The organism is Streptomyces sp. NPDC002619 (assembly GCF_042889305.1).
Classification (GTDB): domain Bacteria; phylum Actinomycetota; class Actinomycetes; order Streptomycetales; family Streptomycetaceae; genus Streptomyces.
The window spans coordinates 670,977-687,811 of sequence record NZ_JBIAQV010000001.1 but is presented as its reverse complement, the minus strand read 5'-3'; the positions used below and the strand labels follow the sequence as shown (position 1 = coordinate 687,811).

General features: G+C 70.9%; 14 protein-coding genes. 5 read left to right on the top strand and 9 right to left on the bottom strand.

Annotated elements, in window-relative coordinates; all coding sequences use genetic code 11:
• Nucleotides 1-67 precede the first annotated feature (67 nt).
• Both typA and ACFYXB_RS03385 read right to left on the bottom strand, forming a co-directional pair.
• Complete coding sequence (gene typA / locus ACFYXB_RS03390) at nucleotides 68-1,975, bottom strand: translational GTPase TypA (RefSeq protein ID WP_351344069.1); 1,908 nt, start codon at nucleotides 1,973-1,975, stop codon at nucleotides 68-70.
• 141 nt (nucleotides 1,976-2,116) lie between these two features.
• The gene (locus ACFYXB_RS03385; RefSeq protein ID WP_389577210.1) at nucleotides 2,117-4,357 is read right to left on the bottom strand and encodes an ABC transporter family substrate-binding protein; all 2,241 of its coding nucleotides are present in this window, start codon (nucleotides 4,355-4,357) and stop codon (nucleotides 2,117-2,119) included.
• A gap of 333 nt (nucleotides 4,358-4,690) precedes the next feature.
• Between ACFYXB_RS03385 and ACFYXB_RS03380 the strand changes: the two genes are divergently transcribed.
• Genes ACFYXB_RS03380 through ACFYXB_RS03365 form a run of 4 tightly spaced genes read left to right on the top strand, consistent with a single transcriptional unit; the run spans nucleotide 4,691 to nucleotide 8,550 of the window.
• Nucleotides 4,691-4,981 (top strand): hypothetical protein, encoded by a 291-nt coding sequence (locus ACFYXB_RS03380; protein WP_389577209.1) that lies wholly within the window; start codon nucleotides 4,691-4,693, stop codon nucleotides 4,979-4,981.
• Between the two features lie 18 nt (nucleotides 4,982-4,999).
• Entirely contained in the window at nucleotides 5,000-5,821 is an 822-nt protein-coding gene (locus ACFYXB_RS03375; protein WP_389577207.1) for a hypothetical protein, read from the top strand.
• Between the two features lie 18 nt (nucleotides 5,822-5,839).
• Entirely contained in the window at nucleotides 5,840-7,783 is a 1,944-nt protein-coding gene (locus ACFYXB_RS03370; protein ID WP_389577205.1) for a fumarate reductase/succinate dehydrogenase flavoprotein subunit, read from the top strand.
• Nucleotides 7,780-8,550, top strand: a complete 771-nt coding sequence (locus tag ACFYXB_RS03365; protein WP_389577203.1) for a succinate dehydrogenase/fumarate reductase iron-sulfur subunit — start codon at nucleotides 7,780-7,782, stop codon at nucleotides 8,548-8,550. Before ACFYXB_RS03370 ends, ACFYXB_RS03365 begins: the two co-directional genes overlap by 4 nt.
• Here the strand turns inward: ACFYXB_RS03365 and ACFYXB_RS03360 are convergent.
• From ACFYXB_RS03360 to ACFYXB_RS03350, 3 genes are read right to left on the bottom strand one after another with little or no spacing between them, the layout of a single operon-like run.
• Nucleotides 8,531-8,845: a hypothetical protein gene (locus ACFYXB_RS03360; protein ID WP_389577201.1), complete on the bottom strand. Its 315-nt coding sequence runs from the start codon at nucleotides 8,843-8,845 to the stop codon at nucleotides 8,531-8,533. The two genes, ACFYXB_RS03365 and ACFYXB_RS03360, sit on opposite strands and share 20 nt — an antisense overlap.
• Before the next feature lie 5 nt (nucleotides 8,846-8,850).
• Nucleotides 8,851-9,825: a phosphotransferase gene (locus ACFYXB_RS03355; protein ID WP_389577199.1), complete on the bottom strand. Its 975-nt coding sequence runs from the start codon at nucleotides 9,823-9,825 to the stop codon at nucleotides 8,851-8,853.
• Entirely contained in the window at nucleotides 9,822-10,907 is a 1,086-nt protein-coding gene (locus ACFYXB_RS03350) for a hypothetical protein (RefSeq protein ID WP_389577198.1), read from the bottom strand. The genes ACFYXB_RS03355 and ACFYXB_RS03350 overlap by 4 nt, the downstream gene beginning before the upstream one ends.
• Before the next feature lie 208 nt (nucleotides 10,908-11,115).
• Between ACFYXB_RS03350 and ACFYXB_RS03345 the strand changes: the two genes are divergently transcribed.
• Nucleotides 11,116-12,582 (top strand): hypothetical protein, encoded by a 1,467-nt coding sequence (locus ACFYXB_RS03345; RefSeq protein ID WP_389577446.1) that lies wholly within the window; start codon nucleotides 11,116-11,118, stop codon nucleotides 12,580-12,582.
• Between the two features lie 172 nt (nucleotides 12,583-12,754).
• Here ACFYXB_RS03345 and ACFYXB_RS03340 read toward each other — a convergent pair whose 3' ends face one another.
• The 4 genes from ACFYXB_RS03340 to ACFYXB_RS03325 all read right to left on the bottom strand — a co-directional run bounded on the left by ACFYXB_RS03340 (nucleotide 12,755) and on the right by ACFYXB_RS03325 (nucleotide 16,817).
• On the bottom strand, nucleotides 12,755-15,343 hold the full coding sequence (locus ACFYXB_RS03340; protein ID WP_389577196.1) for a SpoIIE family protein phosphatase: 2,589 nt from the start codon (nucleotides 15,341-15,343) through the stop codon (nucleotides 12,755-12,757).
• A 318-nt stretch (nucleotides 15,344-15,661) separates the two neighbouring features.
• On the bottom strand, nucleotides 15,662-16,066 hold the full coding sequence (locus ACFYXB_RS03335) for an ATP-binding protein (RefSeq protein WP_351344102.1): 405 nt from the start codon (nucleotides 16,064-16,066) through the stop codon (nucleotides 15,662-15,664).
• A gap of 118 nt (nucleotides 16,067-16,184) precedes the next feature.
• Nucleotides 16,185-16,595 (bottom strand): (deoxy)nucleoside triphosphate pyrophosphohydrolase, encoded by a 411-nt coding sequence (locus tag ACFYXB_RS03330; protein WP_351344105.1) that lies wholly within the window; start codon nucleotides 16,593-16,595, stop codon nucleotides 16,185-16,187.
• Nucleotides 16,596-16,625: 30 nt separating this feature from the next.
• Nucleotides 16,626-16,817, bottom strand: a complete 192-nt coding sequence (locus ACFYXB_RS03325; RefSeq protein WP_351344108.1) for an SPOR domain-containing protein — start codon at nucleotides 16,815-16,817, stop codon at nucleotides 16,626-16,628.
• Nucleotides 16,818-16,835 lie beyond the last annotated feature (18 nt).

Genomic DNA, 16,835 nt, shown 5'->3' with positions numbered 1-16,835 from the left:
CCGGGCCGTACTTTTTGCGTCAGCTTTTATGACACCTGCGCCGGTTGTGTCAGCGGCACTTGTCGGGTCAGCCGTGCTTGGCCCGGCTGGCGGCGCGGGCGCGCTCACGGGCGTCCAGGTTCACCTTGCGGATGCGGACCGCCTCCGGGGTCACCTCGACGCACTCGTCGTCGCGGCAGAACTCCAGCGACTGCTCCAACGACAGCTTGCGCGGCGGGACGATCGCCTCGAACGAGTCGGCCGACGACGACCGCATGTTCGTGAGCTTCTTCTCCTTGGTGATGTTGACGTCCATGTCGTCGGAGCGGGAGTTCTCGCCGACGATCATGCCCTCGTACACCTCGGTGCCGGGCTCGGTGAACAGCACGCCGCGCTCCTGGAGGTTCGTCATCGCGAACGCGGTGACGGCACCGGAGCGGTCGGCGACCAGCGAGCCGTTGTTACGGGTGGCCAGCGTGCCGAACCAGGGCTCGAGGCCCTCGTGGATGGAGTGCCCGATGCCCGTGCCGCGGGTCTGGGTCAGGAACTCGGTCCGGAAGCCGATGAGACCGCGGGACGGCACCACGAACTCCATGCGCACCCAGCCGGAGCCGTGGTTGGACATGTTGTCCATACGGCCCTTGCGGACACCCATGAGCTGCGTGACCGCGCCCATGTGCTCCTCGGGGACGTCGATCGTCATGCGCTCGACCGGCTCGTGGACCTTGCCGTCGATCTCCTGGGTGACGACCTGCGGCTTGCCCACGGTCAGTTCGAAGCCCTCACGGCGCATCTGCTCGACCAGGATGGCGAGCGCGAGCTCACCACGGCCCTGGACCTCCCAGGCGTCCGGACGCTCGGTGTCGAGCACGCGGAGGGAGACGTTACCGATCAGCTCACGGTCGAGGCGGTCCTTGACCTGGCGGGCGGTGACCTTGCGGTCCTTGACCGCGGCCTTCGCGTCGGCGCCCTTGCCGGTGCCGCCGCGGCCGACCAGCGGCGAGGTGTTCGTACCGATGGTCATGGAGATCGCGGGCTCGTCGACCGTGATCAGCGGGAGCGCGATCGGGTTCTCGGGGTCGGCCAGGGTCTCGCCGATCATGATGTCCGGGATACCGGCGACGGCGCAGATGTCACCCGGGCCGGCCTTCTCGGCGGGCTTGCGGGTGAGCGCCTCGGTCATCATCAGCTCGGTGATGCGCACGTTGCCGATGGAACCGTCGCGCTTGATCCAGGCCACGGTCTGGCCCTTTCGCAGCTCGCCCTGCTCGACGCGCAGCAGCGCGATACGGCCGAGGAAGTTGTCGGCGTCGAGGTTGGTGACATGGGCCTGGAGCGGCGCGGCCTCGTTGTACGTGGGCGCCGGGATGCTCTCCAGGATCGTGGAGAAGAACGGCTCCAGGCTGTCGCTGTCGGCCGGGACCGTGCCGTTGTCCGGCTTGGTCAGCGAGGCGATGCCGTCGCGGCCGCAGGCGTACACGATCGGGAACTCGATCTGCTCCTCGTCCGCGTCCAGGTCGAGGAAGAGGTCGTACGTCTCGTTCACGACCTCGTCGATGCGCGCGTCGGGCCGGTCCGTCTTGTTGATGCACAGGATGACGGGCAGGCGGGCCTGGAGCGCCTTGCGCAGCACGAAGCGGGTCTGCGGCAGCGGGCCCTCGGAGGCGTCGACGAGGAGGACGACACCGTCGACCATCGACAGACCACGCTCGACCTCGCCGCCGAAGTCGGCGTGGCCGGGGGTGTCGATGATGTTGATCGTGATCGGGTCCCCGCCGTCCTTGGGGTGGTACTTGACCGCCGTGTTCTTGGCGAGGATCGTGATGCCCTTCTCACGCTCCAGGTCGTTCGAGTCCATCATGCGGTCATCGACCGAGTCGAGCTGGTGGGCGGCGAAGGCACCGGCCTGCTTCAGCATGCCGTCGACGATGGTCGTCTTGCCGTGGTCGACGTGGGCGACGATGGCGACATTACGGATGTCGTGGCGCGTGGCCATATTGCGACGTACTCCCAGAGTGTGAGGAAGGCCCTCTGCGTACGTCCGTGTGACGCGGGCCCTGCCGGGCTTGACATGCCACGGCCTCACCCCATATTACGTGGCCCCGCGAGGGTCGGCCTCCTCAGGGCCACGCGGGCCTCAGTTCCCGGAGGGGCTGGGCGACAGCTTCGCTCCCTTCTTCAGGAAGCCCATGTCCTCGTATACGGGTGTCTGGAAGCCGAAGGCACCCGCGTTGACCAGGTCCTTCCTGGCGCCGATCAGCTGGGGGCGCTGGTAGAGCGGGATGGAGCCGGCCGCCGCCCAGATCCGGGAGTCGGCCTTGCGGATCAGGGAGCGGGCCTCGTCCTCGTCGAGGGTGGCGGCGGCCTCGTCGAAGAGCTGGTCGACCTGGTCGGTGCCGATGCGGGTGTAGTTCTGCTCGACGTTCAGGGAGCCGTCGGCGGCCGCGGCCGGCTTGGCGTAGATCGGGCGGGCGTCGGTGGCGGGGAACGGCGTGGAGGGCCAGGAGTACAGGGCGAGGTCGTACTGGCCTGCCGCGATGTGGTCCTTGAAGTAGCTGTCGTCCGGGACCTTGGTGATCTCCGTGAGGATGCCGACCTTGTCCAGCATCCGCGTGATCTGGTCGGCGACGGCCCGCAGGCTCTCCGAACCAGGGCCCGAGGGGAGCACGAAGCGCAGGCTGAGCGCCTTGCCGTCCTTGGCCAGCGGCCGGGACACGGCGTCCGCCGGGGCCGCGGTGCCCTTGGGCGCGTAGGCGCCGGGCGCCCCGCCCTGCGGCGGGTGCTTGTCCGTGGACTGCTCGCCGTTCTGCGCGAGCCGCCTGCCGCTCTCCTCACCGTGCTCCGTGTGGTCGCGGGGGTCGGCCATGAGGGCCTGGGCGGTCTCGTGCGGCGCCTTGTCGTCCTCGGGGATGATGTACGTGCCGCCGTGACCCTTGTCGGAGTCGTCGGCCTTCTTCGCCTCGGGACCGGCCGCCTTCTCGGCCTTCTTCTGCGCCTTGACCGGCCCGCCGGGCACCCATCCGGCGTCGGCGAGGAGTGCCTGCGCCTCCGCGGTGTCCTGGCCGCCCAAGGCGCCGCTGTTGTCGGCGTAATCGACCTGACCGGAGAGCGCGAGGTGGCTGCCGACCGGCACGGCGGGCAGGCCGAGCGGGGCCAGGACGACCTTGGCGAGCTGCTTGCGGTCCAGGGCGCGGGCGACGGCACGCCGCACGCGCTCGTCGGCGAGGGGGCCGCCGGAGCCGTTCAGGGCGAGCTGGGTGTAGGCGGGCTCCAGGGACTTGCGGACCTCGACGCCGCGCAGGGCCTCCTGCTCGCGCAGATACGTCGCGATGGCGCGGGCCAGCTTCTCCTCGCCGGTGGGGATCTTCTCCGAGTCGAAGCCGTGGGCGAGGGCCCAGGTGCGCAGCTTCTTGGCGGAGGTGCGCCCGGCGCCCTGGAACGGAGTTCCCACGCCGTTCCCGCGGGCGGCCAGGGTGATGCGCTCCGCCTCGGCCGGGTCGACGTCGGCGAGGTCCACGGTGCCGGCGGCGAGCGCGGCGGCCCGCTGATCGCGGGGCACGGCCTGCAGCACGATCTCGGACAGCTTGGCGGGGTGGCCCCACCAGCGCGGGTTGCGGGTGAGGACGACTTCCTTGCCCTTGGTGTCGACCTTCTGGATCCGGAAGGGCCCGGCGCTGACCTTGAGCTTGCGGCGCGCCCCGTCGTTGAAGGCGTCCGGAGTGCCCATGACGTCCTTCGGGTACAGCGGTGAGAACAGGGACTTCCAGTCGGCGTAGGGGCGGCTGAAGGTGACCCGGACCTCGAGGTCGTTGGCGCCGCGCTCGATCTTGTCGATGCGGTCGTAGCCGGCGTTGCGGGCGGTCCAGTAGGCGGTGTCCTTGCCGGACAGGGCGCGCCACTGGGCGGCGAAGTCGGCGGCGCCGATCTCCCGGCCGTCGCTCCAGACGGCCTGCTGGTCGAGCTTGTAGAGGACGACCTGGCGGGGCTCGGTCTCGATGACCCGGGCGGACTCCAGGAAGTCGGGGTTGCGGTCCGGGCGGCCGTTCTGGTCGAGGCGGAACATCGATGGCAGGACGGCCTGGGCGATCTTGGTGGTGCCGGCGTCGGCGTCCGCCTGGAAGGTGTTCAGGGTCTGCGGCACGGCGTCGATGGCCCAGTGCAGGGTGCCGCCGTCGGTGACCACGTCGCGGGCGGCGGCGGCGATGTCCTGTCCGGCGAGCGGGCGGCTCACCTCTTCGTCGGAACCGCAGCCGGCGAGGAGCGGCACCGCGAGCACACCCGCGGTGAGGAAGGCGACCGAGCGCATGACCGCGCCAGGCGTCGCGTGGCAGGCGGGAGATTGACGATCAGGCCTAGGGCCGACGCCGTCGTGGGACATCTCTGCTACCTCCGGGGAGCCCGGTGACTTGGGTGTGTTCTGTTCACATTTGGCTGTATTTTGGTGCTGATCAGATCTATGGACCCGCGGACCCACTGAAGAGGAAAGGGTTCGCCCGCCGAGGGCGACACGGCGACGCGGGCACCCAAGCCCACCCGTGCGGCGCAACACGCGCCCCGGCGCACACACAGCGCGCGTGCGAGCGTGCGTGGCGGAGCACGATCCGCCAATCGCTGCACATGCCTTCACACCGGCACGTGTGACGCGCAACACTCGCAGGCGCATGAACGTTGCCACCTTGGACCGCGAGGTCCGTGGAAGTGAGGTCACGTCATGTCCGTGCACGACGACCTGACATCAGTCCAGCGCTGTCTAGAAGACCTACAGAGGTCGATCGGCCGTCTCGAGCAGCAGCTCGGGAGCGGTGGCCTCGAGATGCGCCGCGTCCGCGCCGACGCCGACCATCTGCGCGAGAGCGTGGCACTGCTGCGCGAGGCGGCCCCCGAGCTGTCCCCGCCGCGCCGCCCCGATCTCGTCACGATCTCCGACACCCCCTACGACATCAGCCTGTGGACGGACTCGGACGACGAGGGTCTCGGCGCCCGCGACCGGCACGCCCCCTGACCCGACCGGAGTCATAAGTTGGCCACTGGTACGGAACCTCATCCCAGCAGCGGCGGCGTACGCACCCCTACGCGCGCCGCGATCACCGCACCGCATCTGCGGACCGACCGCTGGTGGCTGGCACCCGCCGTCACCGCGGCCGGTCTGTTCGCCTTCGTCGTCTACTCGACCTGGCGGGCCTTCGCCAACGCGGACTACTACGCGGCGCCGTACGTCTCGCCGTTCTACTCGCCCTGTCTGGCGGAGAACTGCAAGACCATGCACGCGGGCCCGAACGCCGACCTCTTCGGGAGCTGGTGGGCGATCTCCCCGGCGATCATCATCCTGATCTTCCCGCTCGGCTTCCGGCTGACCTGCTACTACTACCGCAAGGCCTACTACCGCAGCTTCTGGGCGTCCCCGCCTGCCTGCGCCGTGGCCGAGCCGCACAAGAAGTACTCCGGCGAGACCCGCTTCCCGCTGATCCTGCAGAACGTCCACCGGTACTTCTTCTACTTCGCCCTCCTGGTCGCCGGAGTCCTCACCTACGACACCGTGCTCTCCTTCCGCAACGAGCACTACGAGTGGGGCCACATGGGCCTCGGTACGCTCGTGTTCCTCGTCAACATCGTGCTGATCTGGGCGTACACCCTGTCCTGCCACTCCTGCCGGCACATCGTCGGCGGCAAGCTCAAGCACTTCTCCAGACACCCCGTGCGGTACCGGGCCTGGCAGTACGTCGGGAAGCTGAACGCCCGTCATATGCAGCTGGCCTGGGCGTCGTTGGTGAGCGTGGCGCTCGCCGACTTCTATGTGTACCTGGTCGCGTCCGGTGTCTTCGACGATCCGCGCTTCTTCTAGATGGGGTGAGGCCTTCAGATGTCTGTGGTCGACCGACAGGAGTGGGACGTCGTCGTGATCGGCGCCGGCGGTGCCGGGCTGCGAGCCGCGATCGAGGCGCGGGAGCGGGGCGCCCGTACGGCGGTGATCTGCAAGTCGCTGTTCGGCAAGGCGCACACGGTGATGGCCGAGGGCGGGATCGCGGCGGCCATGGCCAACGTCAACGAGCACGACAACTGGCAGGTCCACTTCCGCGACACCATGCGCGGCGGCAAGTTCCTCAACCAGTGGCGGATGGCCGAGCTGCACGCGCGTGAGGCGCCCGACCGGGTGTGGGAACTGGAGACCTGGGGCGCGCTGTTCGACCGTACGAAGGACGGGAGGATCTCCCAGCGCAACTTCGGCGGCCACGAGTACCCGCGCCTCGCGCACGTCGGCGACCGTACGGGCCTGGAGCTGATCCGCACCCTCCAGCAGAAGATCGTGGCGTTGCAGCAGGAGGACAAGGAGGCGACCGGTGACTACGAGTCGCGGCTGAAGGTCTTCCAGGAGTGCACGGTCACGCGGATCCTCAAAGACGGGGAGCGGGTGTCCGGGGTCTTCGCCTACGACCGCGAGTTCGGTCGCTTCTTCGTCCTGGGCGCTCCCGCCGTGGTGATCGCGACGGGCGGCATCGGCAAGTCCTTCAAGGTGACGTCCAACTCGTGGGAGTACACGGGCGACGGGCACGCCCTGGCGCTGCTCGCGGGCGGTTCCCTGCTCAACATGGAGTTCGTGCAGTTCCACCCGACCGGCATGATCTGGCCGCCGTCGGTCAAGGGCCTCCTGGTGACCGAGTCGGTGCGCGGGGACGGCGGGGTGCTCAGGAACTCCGACGGCAAGAGGTTCATGTTCGACTACGTCCCCGACGTCTTCAAGGAGAAGTACGCGGAGTCGGAGGAGGAGGGCGACCGCTGGTACGAGGACCAGGAGAACAACCGGCGCCCGCCCGAGCTGCTCCCCCGGGACGAGGTCGCCCGCGCCATCAACTCCGAGGTGAAGGCGGGCCGCGGCTCCCCGCACGGCGGTGTCTTCCTGGACGTCTCCACGCGTATGCCCGCCGAGGTGATCAGGCGCCGACTGCCGTCCATGTACCACCAGTTCAAGGAGTTGGCGGACGTCGACATCACGGCGGAACCGATGGAGGTCGGGCCGACCTGTCACTACGTGATGGGCGGCATCGCGGTCGACTCCGACACGGAGGGTGCGCGCGGCGTGCCGGGACTGTTCGCGGCCGGTGAGGTCGCGGGCGGCATGCACGGCTCGAACCGGCTCGGCGGCAACTCGCTGTCCGACCTGCTGGTGTTCGGACGCCGCGCGGGCTGGCACGCGGCCGAGTATGCGGCGGGGCTGGCGGGCTCCCGCCCGCCCGTGGACGACACACAGGTGGACCTGGCGGCGGCCGAGGCACTGCGGCCCTTCTCCGCGGAGGGCCCGGCCCCTGGCGAGGACGACGGGCGCCCGCCGGAGAACCCGTACACCCTCCACCAGGAACTCCAGCAGACCATGAACGACCTGGTCGGCATCATCCGCCGGGAGGGCGAGATGGAGCAGGCCCTGGAGAAGCTGGCCGAGCTGCGGGTACGCGCCCGCCGGGCCGGCGTGGAGGGCCACCGCCAGTTCAACCCCGGCTGGCACCTCGCCCTCGACCTGCGCAACATGCTGCTGGTCAGTGAGTGCGTGGCCCGTGCCGCCCTGGAGCGCACGGAGTCGCGCGGCGGGCACACCCGCGAGGACCACCCGACGATGGACCGGCGCTGGCGCAAGATCAACCTGCTGTGCGCGCTGGCCGACCCCACGGGGGGCCTCGAAGCCACGGACCCGGTCCGCAGCCAGATCACTCTCACCCGCCTGACGACCGACCCCATCCGCCCGGACCTGCTCGCCCTCTTCGACAAGGAGGAGCTGGTCAAGTACCTCGCCGAAGAGGAGCTGTACGAGTGAGCAGCTACGAGGCCCGCTTCAAGGTGTGGCGCGGCGACGTCGAGGGCGGCGCCCTGGAGGACTTCAAGGTCGAGGTCAACGACGGCGAGGTGGTCCTGGACATCATCCACCGTCTCCAGGCCACCCAGGCGCCCGATCTCGCCGTCCGCTGGAACTGCAAGGCCGGCAAGTGCGGTTCGTGCTCCGCGGAGATCAACGGGCGCCCGCGTCTGATGTGCATGACGCGCATGTCGGTCTTCACCCGCGACGAGACGATCACCGTGACCCCGCTGCGCGCCTTCCCGGTGATCCGCGACCTGGTGACGGACGTCGGCTTCAACTACCAGAAGGCGCGCGAGGTTCCGTCGTTCGTGCCGCCCGCCGGTGTCGGTCTGGGCGAGTACCGCATGATGCAGGAGGACGTGGACCGCTCGCAGGAGTTCCGCAAGTGCATCGAGTGCTTCCTGTGCCAGGACACCTGCCATGTGGTCCGCGATCACGAGGAGAACAAGACGGCGTTCGCCGGCCCGCGCTTCCTCATGCGGGTCGCCGAACTGGACATGCACCCACTGGACGCGGCCGCCGAGAGCGGCCTGGACCGCAAACGAACGGCCCAGGACGAACACGGCCTCGGCTACTGCAACATCACCAAGTGCTGCACGGAGGTCTGCCCCGAGGGCATCAAGATCACGGACAACGCCCTGATCCCCCTGAAGGAACGCGCGGTGGACCGAAAGTACGACCCGCTGGTGTGGCTGGGGTCGAAGATCAGGAGGCGGACTTCGTAGGGGGCAGTCGGGGGGGACGGCCGGGGCGCTGGGCCAGCATCTGAATGCCCAGGCTCCCCATGAACACGAACCAGCCGATGAGCGGGATCACATCGAATTTGGCGGGGAACACACCGAGGAACATCCACAGAGAGGACCCGACCGCGCCGAGCAGCTGGCCGTACCCCCACAGCTTCGGCCGCAGGATGCGGTGCCGGCCGAACGGCACCACCCAGCCGGTCGTGATGCCGGCGATACCGGACACGGCCATCAGCGTCACGACCAGCGCTCCCGCGACGACCAAGTACAAGTGCATGACGGTCAGCATCCCACGTGGGCCAGAGCCCGCACCAGGTTGTACTCCGCGATGCCGCGCATGAATTCCCTGGCCGGATAGTCCCCGTCGAGCAGCCGGAGCGGGCCCGCCACCAGGTTCAGGTGCATGGCCAGCCGGTACAGCCGCAGGCGGTGTTCGTCGAGGTCCGGGACGCGCAGGACGTCGTAGTGGGGGCCGAAGCGGAACCGCAGGAACACGTGCTCCCACTCGGCGTCGAAGTACATCAGCCCCTCGATGTCGATGAGCACCGGGTCGCCGCCGGCGTCCACGAGGACGTGGTCCGGGCCGAGTTCGCCGTGGACGAGGGTGCGGTGGGCGCGTGGGCGGACCTCGGCCGCCAGAGAGTGCACGGCCTCCTCCAGCGCGTCGCGGGCTTCGGCGACCCTCTCGTCCCGTACGGCGGTCTCGGCGATGTCGGCCAGCGCGCGGTCGGTGACGAGCCGCTCACAGGAACCGCCGTACGAGGAGCCGCCGTTGTCGACGAGCGCGACCTTGCCGTAGCCGGCGGTGGTGCAGTCACGCATGATCTCCAGCATCTCGGCCAGACGCTCCACGGTGGGGCGCGCCGCGTCCGGGTCCCGATCGAGCGCCTCCTCCAGGCTGCCGCCCGGGACGTCCTCCACGACAGCGGCGTTCGCGGTGCTGTCCACGTGGAGCAGTCGGGGCGTGCGGACGCCGAGGGCGGACAGACGGGTGTGCGACGCCGTGAACAGGTCGAGGCCGGAGGCGTGCGAGAACGGGTCGCGGGGGTCGCTGTCCGGCTGGTCCCAGTAGTCCTCGTCCGGCGACCAGACATAGGCGACGGCTGTGGTCGCGTCGTCGAAGGCGAGGCGGTACACGCCCTTCTTGGAGCCGCCGCGCAGACGCGTGACGGCGGAGAGGGCGCGGGCCGGGCCGACGGCGACGCGGGCGAGCGGGGCGAGTTCGGCGACGGTCAGCTGCTGTCGTGTACGGGTCACCGGACCCAGTCTGCCTTGTACGCCGTCCAGTCCGCCTCCGTCGCCGCGAAGTCCACGTACAGGGCGACGCCGAAGTTCGCGCGCTTCGCGTCCGTGCGGGACAGGCCCAGGCGGACGCCGTGGACGGCGGCGGGGACCGTCTCGGCGTGTGCCCAGTGGCCGAAGCGGTTCTCGTGGAAGAAGGGCAGGCCCATCAGGAGGTCCGTGTCGGCGGGGGTGACCTCCAGGGCCAGGGAGGTCTGCTGGGCGACATAGCCGCCGTACAGGCTCTGGAGCGGCTGCACGGTGTCGTACGACATGACGGCGATCTGGTCGACCCGGCGCGCGACCTGCCCGAAGTAGGCCTGCGACCACCACTTGGGGTGGCCGGTGGTCGTGCCCCAGAAGGAGTGGAAGGCGGGCACCGGGTCGATCTGGTGGGCGGCGACCGAGAGCTGGGCGCCGTGGTCGCGGGTGACGTTGCGCAGGTTGTCGAGGAGGGAGAGGTAGTTCCGGTCGCCGGAGTGGAGCGGCTCCAGGTCGAAGTGGGCGCCTTCGAAGCCGACGGCGAGGATCTCGCGGGTGGAGCGGACCACGGCGGCGCGGGTGCCGGGGCGTTCGAGACGCAGGCCGTCGGGGCTCTCGGTGGCGAGCTTGTCGCCGAGCCAGGCCTGGACCCGTACGCCCGGGAGGTCGCGGTGCACCGCAGCGATCAGCCAACGGGCCTTCGGATACGCCGACTTGGGAAGCGTGCCGTCGTGCTCCAGCGGGCCCGAGTGGACGTACAGGTCACGGATGCCGGTGTCCTTGAGGCGGCGGGCGAGGGCCTCGACGTCGGGGTCGCTCTTGCGGCCGTCGACCCAGGCGTGGCCGAGCCAGATCGCGTCCTTGTGCCGGGTGTACGTGCCGTCCGCCGGGTCACCCGTGTAGTTCACGCGCAGGGCGATCTCGGCGGCGAGGAGGGGGACGAGGAGCACGAGGACGAGGGTGAGGGCCACGCGCCACGCCCACCTGAGCCAAGGGCGCCGACGCGCCCGGGGTTCCTCCCGTCCGGTCTCTTCCCGTTCGGTTTCCCCCTCCGCCAGTCCCGCTTGCTCTGCCATCCCGTACCCCCCTGTCCTCGTTGTTCTCGGCGTCCCCCACGCGTATCCACCCCGGTCGCGGACCCGCTCACCTGCCCATACGCTCCGAAATGTGACGCCATCCTTGATCCGGGGCCGGCCCAGGCGCGCCAGGTCGCACATATCCGTGCGGGTGGCACACACCGTGCTGGGCGGTGCGGTCGGCGTCGTGTGGCTGGTGTTGCCGGGGATGACGATCGGCGCGGAAGATCCGGTTCCCGCGGCGCGCGCCGAACCGGTGGCGGTGACCGCCGCGCCGCCGGAGCAGGACGAGACGTCCGCCGTCGACCTCGTCCTGCCGCTGGCCGCCGTCGCGGCGGCGGGCGTGCTGGCGACGTACACGTACGTACGGCGGTCACGGCGTGCCCGGACCCGGACGACGCCCGGCGTGGTGTCCGTGCGGCCGCCTGTGCCGACACCGGACGACTTCGAGCGGCAGACGCGGACCGCGCTGGTCGTCGCGGACGACAGCGTGCGCACCAGTCGGGAGGAACTCGCCTTCGCCGAGGCGCGGTTCGGGGCGGAGGCCGTCGAGCCGTTCTCCCATGCCGTGCGGGCCGCACAGACCGAACTGTCGGCCGCGTTCGCGATCCGGCGGCGGTACGAGCAGGGCGTACCGAAGGACGACGCCGCCCGGCGGCAGGCACTCGTCGGGGTGATCGGGCGGTGCGCGGAGGCCGGGCGGCGGCTGGACGCTCAGGCGGAGGCCTTCGATCAACTCCGGGCGCTGGAGCGGGGCGTGGGCGAGGCGCTGGAGATCGCGGAGGGGCGGTTCCGGGAGCTGGCCGGGCGGACGGGGGCCGCGGAGGCGACGCTGGCGGGGCTGGGCGATCAGTACGCGTCCTCCGCCTCCGCTCCCGTCCTCGGGTACGGCGAACAGGCCAAGGATCGCCTGGTGTTCGCCACGTCCGAGCTCAACCGGGCGCGCCGGACGGCGGATTCGGGAGCGGTGGAGCAGGCGGCCCGCCCGCTGCGCGCTGCCGAGGGTGCCATCGCGCAGGCCGACGTCTTCGTCAGCGGGGTGGAACGGCTGTCGGCGGAGCTGGAACAGGCCGCGAACCTGGTCCCGGCGGCGCTGACCGGCGCGGAGGCGGAGCTGGCGTCGGCACGGGCGTGGCTGCGGGACGGACACGACGTACCGGTCCCCGCCGGTGAGTTGCGGGCCCGGATCGGTCACGCCGGCGTGGTACTGGCCGCCGTACGCGAGGAGTTGACCGGTGGACCGTACGACCCCCTGGACGCCCTGCGCCGGATCGCGCGGGCCGTCGCGCCGCTGGGGGTGAGGCGGGCCGGTGTCGTGCCGCTCGCCGGATGGCTCGCCGCCCGCAGTGCCGTGGCCGCCGTGACCGACTTCGTGAGCACGCACCGGGGAGCGGTGGGCGCCGAGGCCCGCACCCTGCTGGCCGAGGCGGTACGCCTCCTCGCCACCGGCGACGACACGGCGACCGCCGACGAACTGGCCCGGCGGGCACGGGAGTCGGCCGAACGGGACGTACGGGTGCACGGGAACCCGTACGACGGTCCGGGTGACCACGTGAGCGGCCTGGCCGGAGCCGTCCTCGGCGGCATCCTGCTGGCCGAGGAACCGGACGGCGGCCCCCCGGTATCCTTCGGCGGCCCAGCGACACGCGGACGCCGCAGACTCCCGGAGGGGTAACCGCGACGGCCCCGGCCCCGTCGGAACAAGCGCCGCGACGCCCCCCGCCTCGCCGAAGTCATGACCGGCGCCGCGACAACCCGGCCTCGCCGGAGTCGGAGTCGGACAAGCGCCGCAACACCCCGGCGCCGGGAAACACGCGGAGTCCGCAGACTCCCGGAGGAGTAACCCGTCAGAACAGGCTGAGCAGCGCCTCCGCCGGGTCTGTCAGGCCCGTTTCGCCGTCGGGGAGCGGGAGTTCGAACCAGACCGTCTTGCCGCGCGGCGTACGGCGTGAGCCCCAGGCCGCGCTGAGGAGGCCGACGAGTTGGAGGCCCCTGCCGCCCTCGTCCGTGTCGCGGGCGCGGCGGCGACGTGGCTGGACCAGGCCGGAGTCCCAGACCTCGCACACCAGGGTGCGGTCCAGGAGGAGCCGGAGGCGGATCTCGCCCTCGCCGTAGCGCAGCGCGTTCGTCACCAGCTCGCTGACCAGGAGTTCCGCCGTGTCGACGAGCGGTTCCAGGTCCCAGGCCATCAACCGGCCGCGCGCGAGCTCCCGGGCCCGGCCCACGCTGCGCGGCTCGCGCGGCAGCGTCCAGTCGCCGACGGACTCCGCGGGCAGGCCCTGGACGCGGGCCATCAGCAGGGCGATGTCGTCCTCGCCGTGGTGGGTGTCGAGGGTGTTGAGGACGTGGTCGCAGACGTCCTCGAGGGGACTGGCCGGATCCGTGAGCGCGCCCACGAACGCCTGGAGGCCCTCGTCCAGCGGGTGGTCACGGGACTCGACCAGACCGTCGGTGTAGAGGGCGAGGAGGGCACCCTCGGGGAGTTCGACCTCGACCTCCTCGAAGGGTTCGCCACCCACGCCGAGCGGCATCCCGGGCGGCACGTCCAACATCAGCGCCGGCTCGCCGGGTTCGACCAGGACCGGTGGCAGATGGCCCGCGTTGGCGAAGGTGCACCGTCTGGTCACCGAGTCGTACACCGCGTACACACAGGTCGCCAGGTACACCTCGGAGAGGTCGGCGTCCCGGGGCTGGCGGGCCGCGCGGGTCGCCTGCTGGACACCGCCGGGCGTGCCGAGGCCGCGGGCGATCTCGTCCAGCGCCGAGAGGACCTCGGCCGGTTCCAGGTCGAGCAGGGCCAGGGTGCGGACGGCGGTGCGCAGTTCACCCATGGCGACCGCCGCGCGCAGCCCGCGGCCCATCACGTCGCCGACCACCAACGCCGTGCGGTGCCCGGGGAGTTCGATCACGTCGAACCAGTCGCCGCCGACCTCCGTCGCCGCGTTGCCGGGAAGGTAGCGGCAGGCGATGTCCAGGCCGGAGGCCTCGGGGTCGCCGGGCGGGAGCAGGGAGCGCTGCAGTATCAGCGCGCGCTCATGCTCGCGGCGGTACAGGCGGGCGTTGTCGATGCAGACGGCGGCTCGCGCGGCGAGCTCCACCGCGAGGTCCCGGTCACGGTCGCCGAACGGTTCGCTGCCCTTCGTACGGGAGAACTGCGCGAGTCCGACCACCGTGTCGTGGGCGACCATCGGGACGGCCAGCGTGCACTGGACGAGGCCGGTCTCCTCGGCCGGGACGTGCTGCGGGCGGGCGGTGCGCAGGGCGTCCGCGCAGGGCGAGTTGAAGGCGAAGTGGTGGACCGAACCGACCGGGACGGTGGCGCCGCCGTCCACGAAGGGGGCGTCGGAGACCGCGCTGGCGTAGGCGACGCGGCGCAGTTCGGCGCTGCCGTCGGCGAGGCCGGGCGGGGCCTCGTCGCCGGCCAGGAGGCCCTGGTAGAGGTCGACGGTGGCCAGGTCGCAGAAGCCGGGCACGACCACGTCGAGGAGTTCGCGGGCGGTGGTCTCCAGGTCGAGGGAGTTGCCTATGCGGGCGCCGGCCTCGTTGAGGAGGGCGAGATTGCGCCGTGCGGCGGCGGCCTCGCGGGCGGCGGCGCGGCGGGCGGTGATGTCGGTGCCGAGCCAGGCGATGCCGATGGGCCGGCCGCTGCCGCTGTGCACGCGGTAGAGGTTGATGGACCAGTGGCGGCGCTGCTCGGTACCGGGCGCGAAGCCCGTGACGTGCATGTCCGTGACGGAGTCGCCGGTCCGCAGGACCCGGCGCAGGACGGCGGAGACCCGTTCGGCCTCGGTCCGCGGCAGATAGTCGTGGACGCCGTTGCCGCGGTGGTCGTCGGGGGTGCCGCCGAAGATGGAGGCGAACCGTTCGTTGGCCCGGCGGACCCGCAGGTCGGGGTCGATCAGCAGGAAACCGAACGGAGATTGGCCGAATATCGCCTGCGAGGCGGCGAGGTCGGTCTCGATGCTGCGCAGGGTGCGGACGTCGACGACGATACAGACGGCGGCCCTGTCGCCCTCGGCGGTGCGCGTCGGCATGACGTAGACCTCGGCGAGCCCGTCCTCGCCGCGCTCCCCCTCCGCGCTGTCCGGCATCCGGAAGGGGACGACGCCGGTCCACTCGCGGCCGTCGAGGATCTCGGCCATCTTCCGCTGGCCGCGGTCGCGCAGGTCGGGGTCGATGAAGGCCTCGATGGGGTCCATGCCTACGGCGCGCTCGGCGGGGATGCCGAAGATCTGCTCGGCGCGCAGACTCCACTGGTCGACGAGCCCGCCGGGGCCGATGGAGAAGGACGCGACCTTGATGTAGTCGTAGATGGAGCCGGGCGGACTGCTCTGCCACATGGCGTCGCCGGGCACGGCGGCAGACCCCGCGGCCCCCACCCTCGCGCCGTCCGACGGGTCCTCGGACTCCGTGGCCTTCGCTGGTATCTCGCTCACGCGAACCGTCCCCTCCAGCTCACCGCGTCCGGTACCGGTCACCGGAGGCGGCTGCCCGCAGTATCCAGCACTACGGCGCCGCACGACACGGTGTTCACGATCACAGCATGGTCCAGCCGGTTTTCGGACCGGACTGGGACCGCACTCCCAGTCTTCTAACCAGGGAGCACGCGGTCGAATCCCGCGCTCCGGCACGCGTACGCGGCCCGCGCCTCGGGCTGGACGACGGGTGGGGGTGTGTACACCGTTTCATCCCGGAATCGGGATCATCCGGGATCGACTTCATCCAGGATCGACTTCATCCTGGAAGCGGGGTCATCACGGGACGGCCAGCTCGAACCAGACGGTCTTGCCGGTGTCTCCGGGGCGGGTGCCCCAGCGGCGTGAGGAGCTGGCGACCAGTTGGAGGCCACGGCCGCTCTCGTCGTCGGGGGTCGTGGCGCGCTCGCGCGGCGGGTCGGGCAGCGGGTCGGAGACCTCGACGCGCAGCGTGTCCGCGAGTCCGGCCGAACGCACCAGGCGCACGCCGATCGGACCCGCCGCATGCCGCAGGGAGTTCGTCACCAGCTCGCTGACCAGCAGCGCCGTGACGTCGGCGAGACTCTCGAGCCCCCACCCGCGCAGTTGCTCGCGAACCGCACGGCGGGCCGTGCGCACGGCGCCCGGGTCCGCGGGAAAGGTCCACTCGGCGCAGTCGCCTTCGGTGTCGATCACACCGATCACTTCCCAGGCAGCGAGCTCACCATGTCCGGTTTCATAGGGTTAATGGGCACATACCCGATATGCGGGGACGAGTACCGCCCGGAACGGCGCACTGTGGCGCGAACGGCGTACCCCGCGCTCAACGCGCCCCCGTCTCGAGACGGGCCACCACCTCGCGCACGGCGGCGACGTCCTGGTCGAGCCAGTCCACGTCCCAGATCTCGCCGGGGGCGAGGCGGCGCAGTGCGTCGTGGTCCTGGAGGGGTTCGGGCTCGGCGGAGCCGGGGCGCAGCCGAACGGTCCAGACGTGCAGAACGTAAGGAGGTTGCAGCGGCCACTCCCCCGGGACACGCTCGACGACCTCGGCGTCGACGCCGAGTTCCTCGCGCAGTTCGCGCTCCAGCGCGTGTTCGGGACTCTCGCCCGGTTCGACCTTGCCGCCGGGCAGTTCCCAGCGGCCGGCCAGCTCGGGGGGTGCGCTGCGGCGCGCGGCGAGCAGTCGGCCGTCGTCGAGCAGGGCGGCGCCGACCACCACAATCCGTTCCGTCATGCGCCGGAGCCTACGGGAGCGCGGGCGGGGTCAGTGGCGTGCACCGTCTCCGTTGTGGCCGATGCGCTCGACCCAGTAGAGCTGCTTGTGTCCGCGGTCGTCGAGGCTGTCCGCGATCTTCTGGGCCTCGGCGCGGGTCGCGTACCTGCCCACGCGATAGCGATTGCCGTTGTCGTCCTGCCGTATGACGAGCCAGGGGAGAGAGACCGTGCCGTCGCTCATCGCACCCCTCCGCTGTCC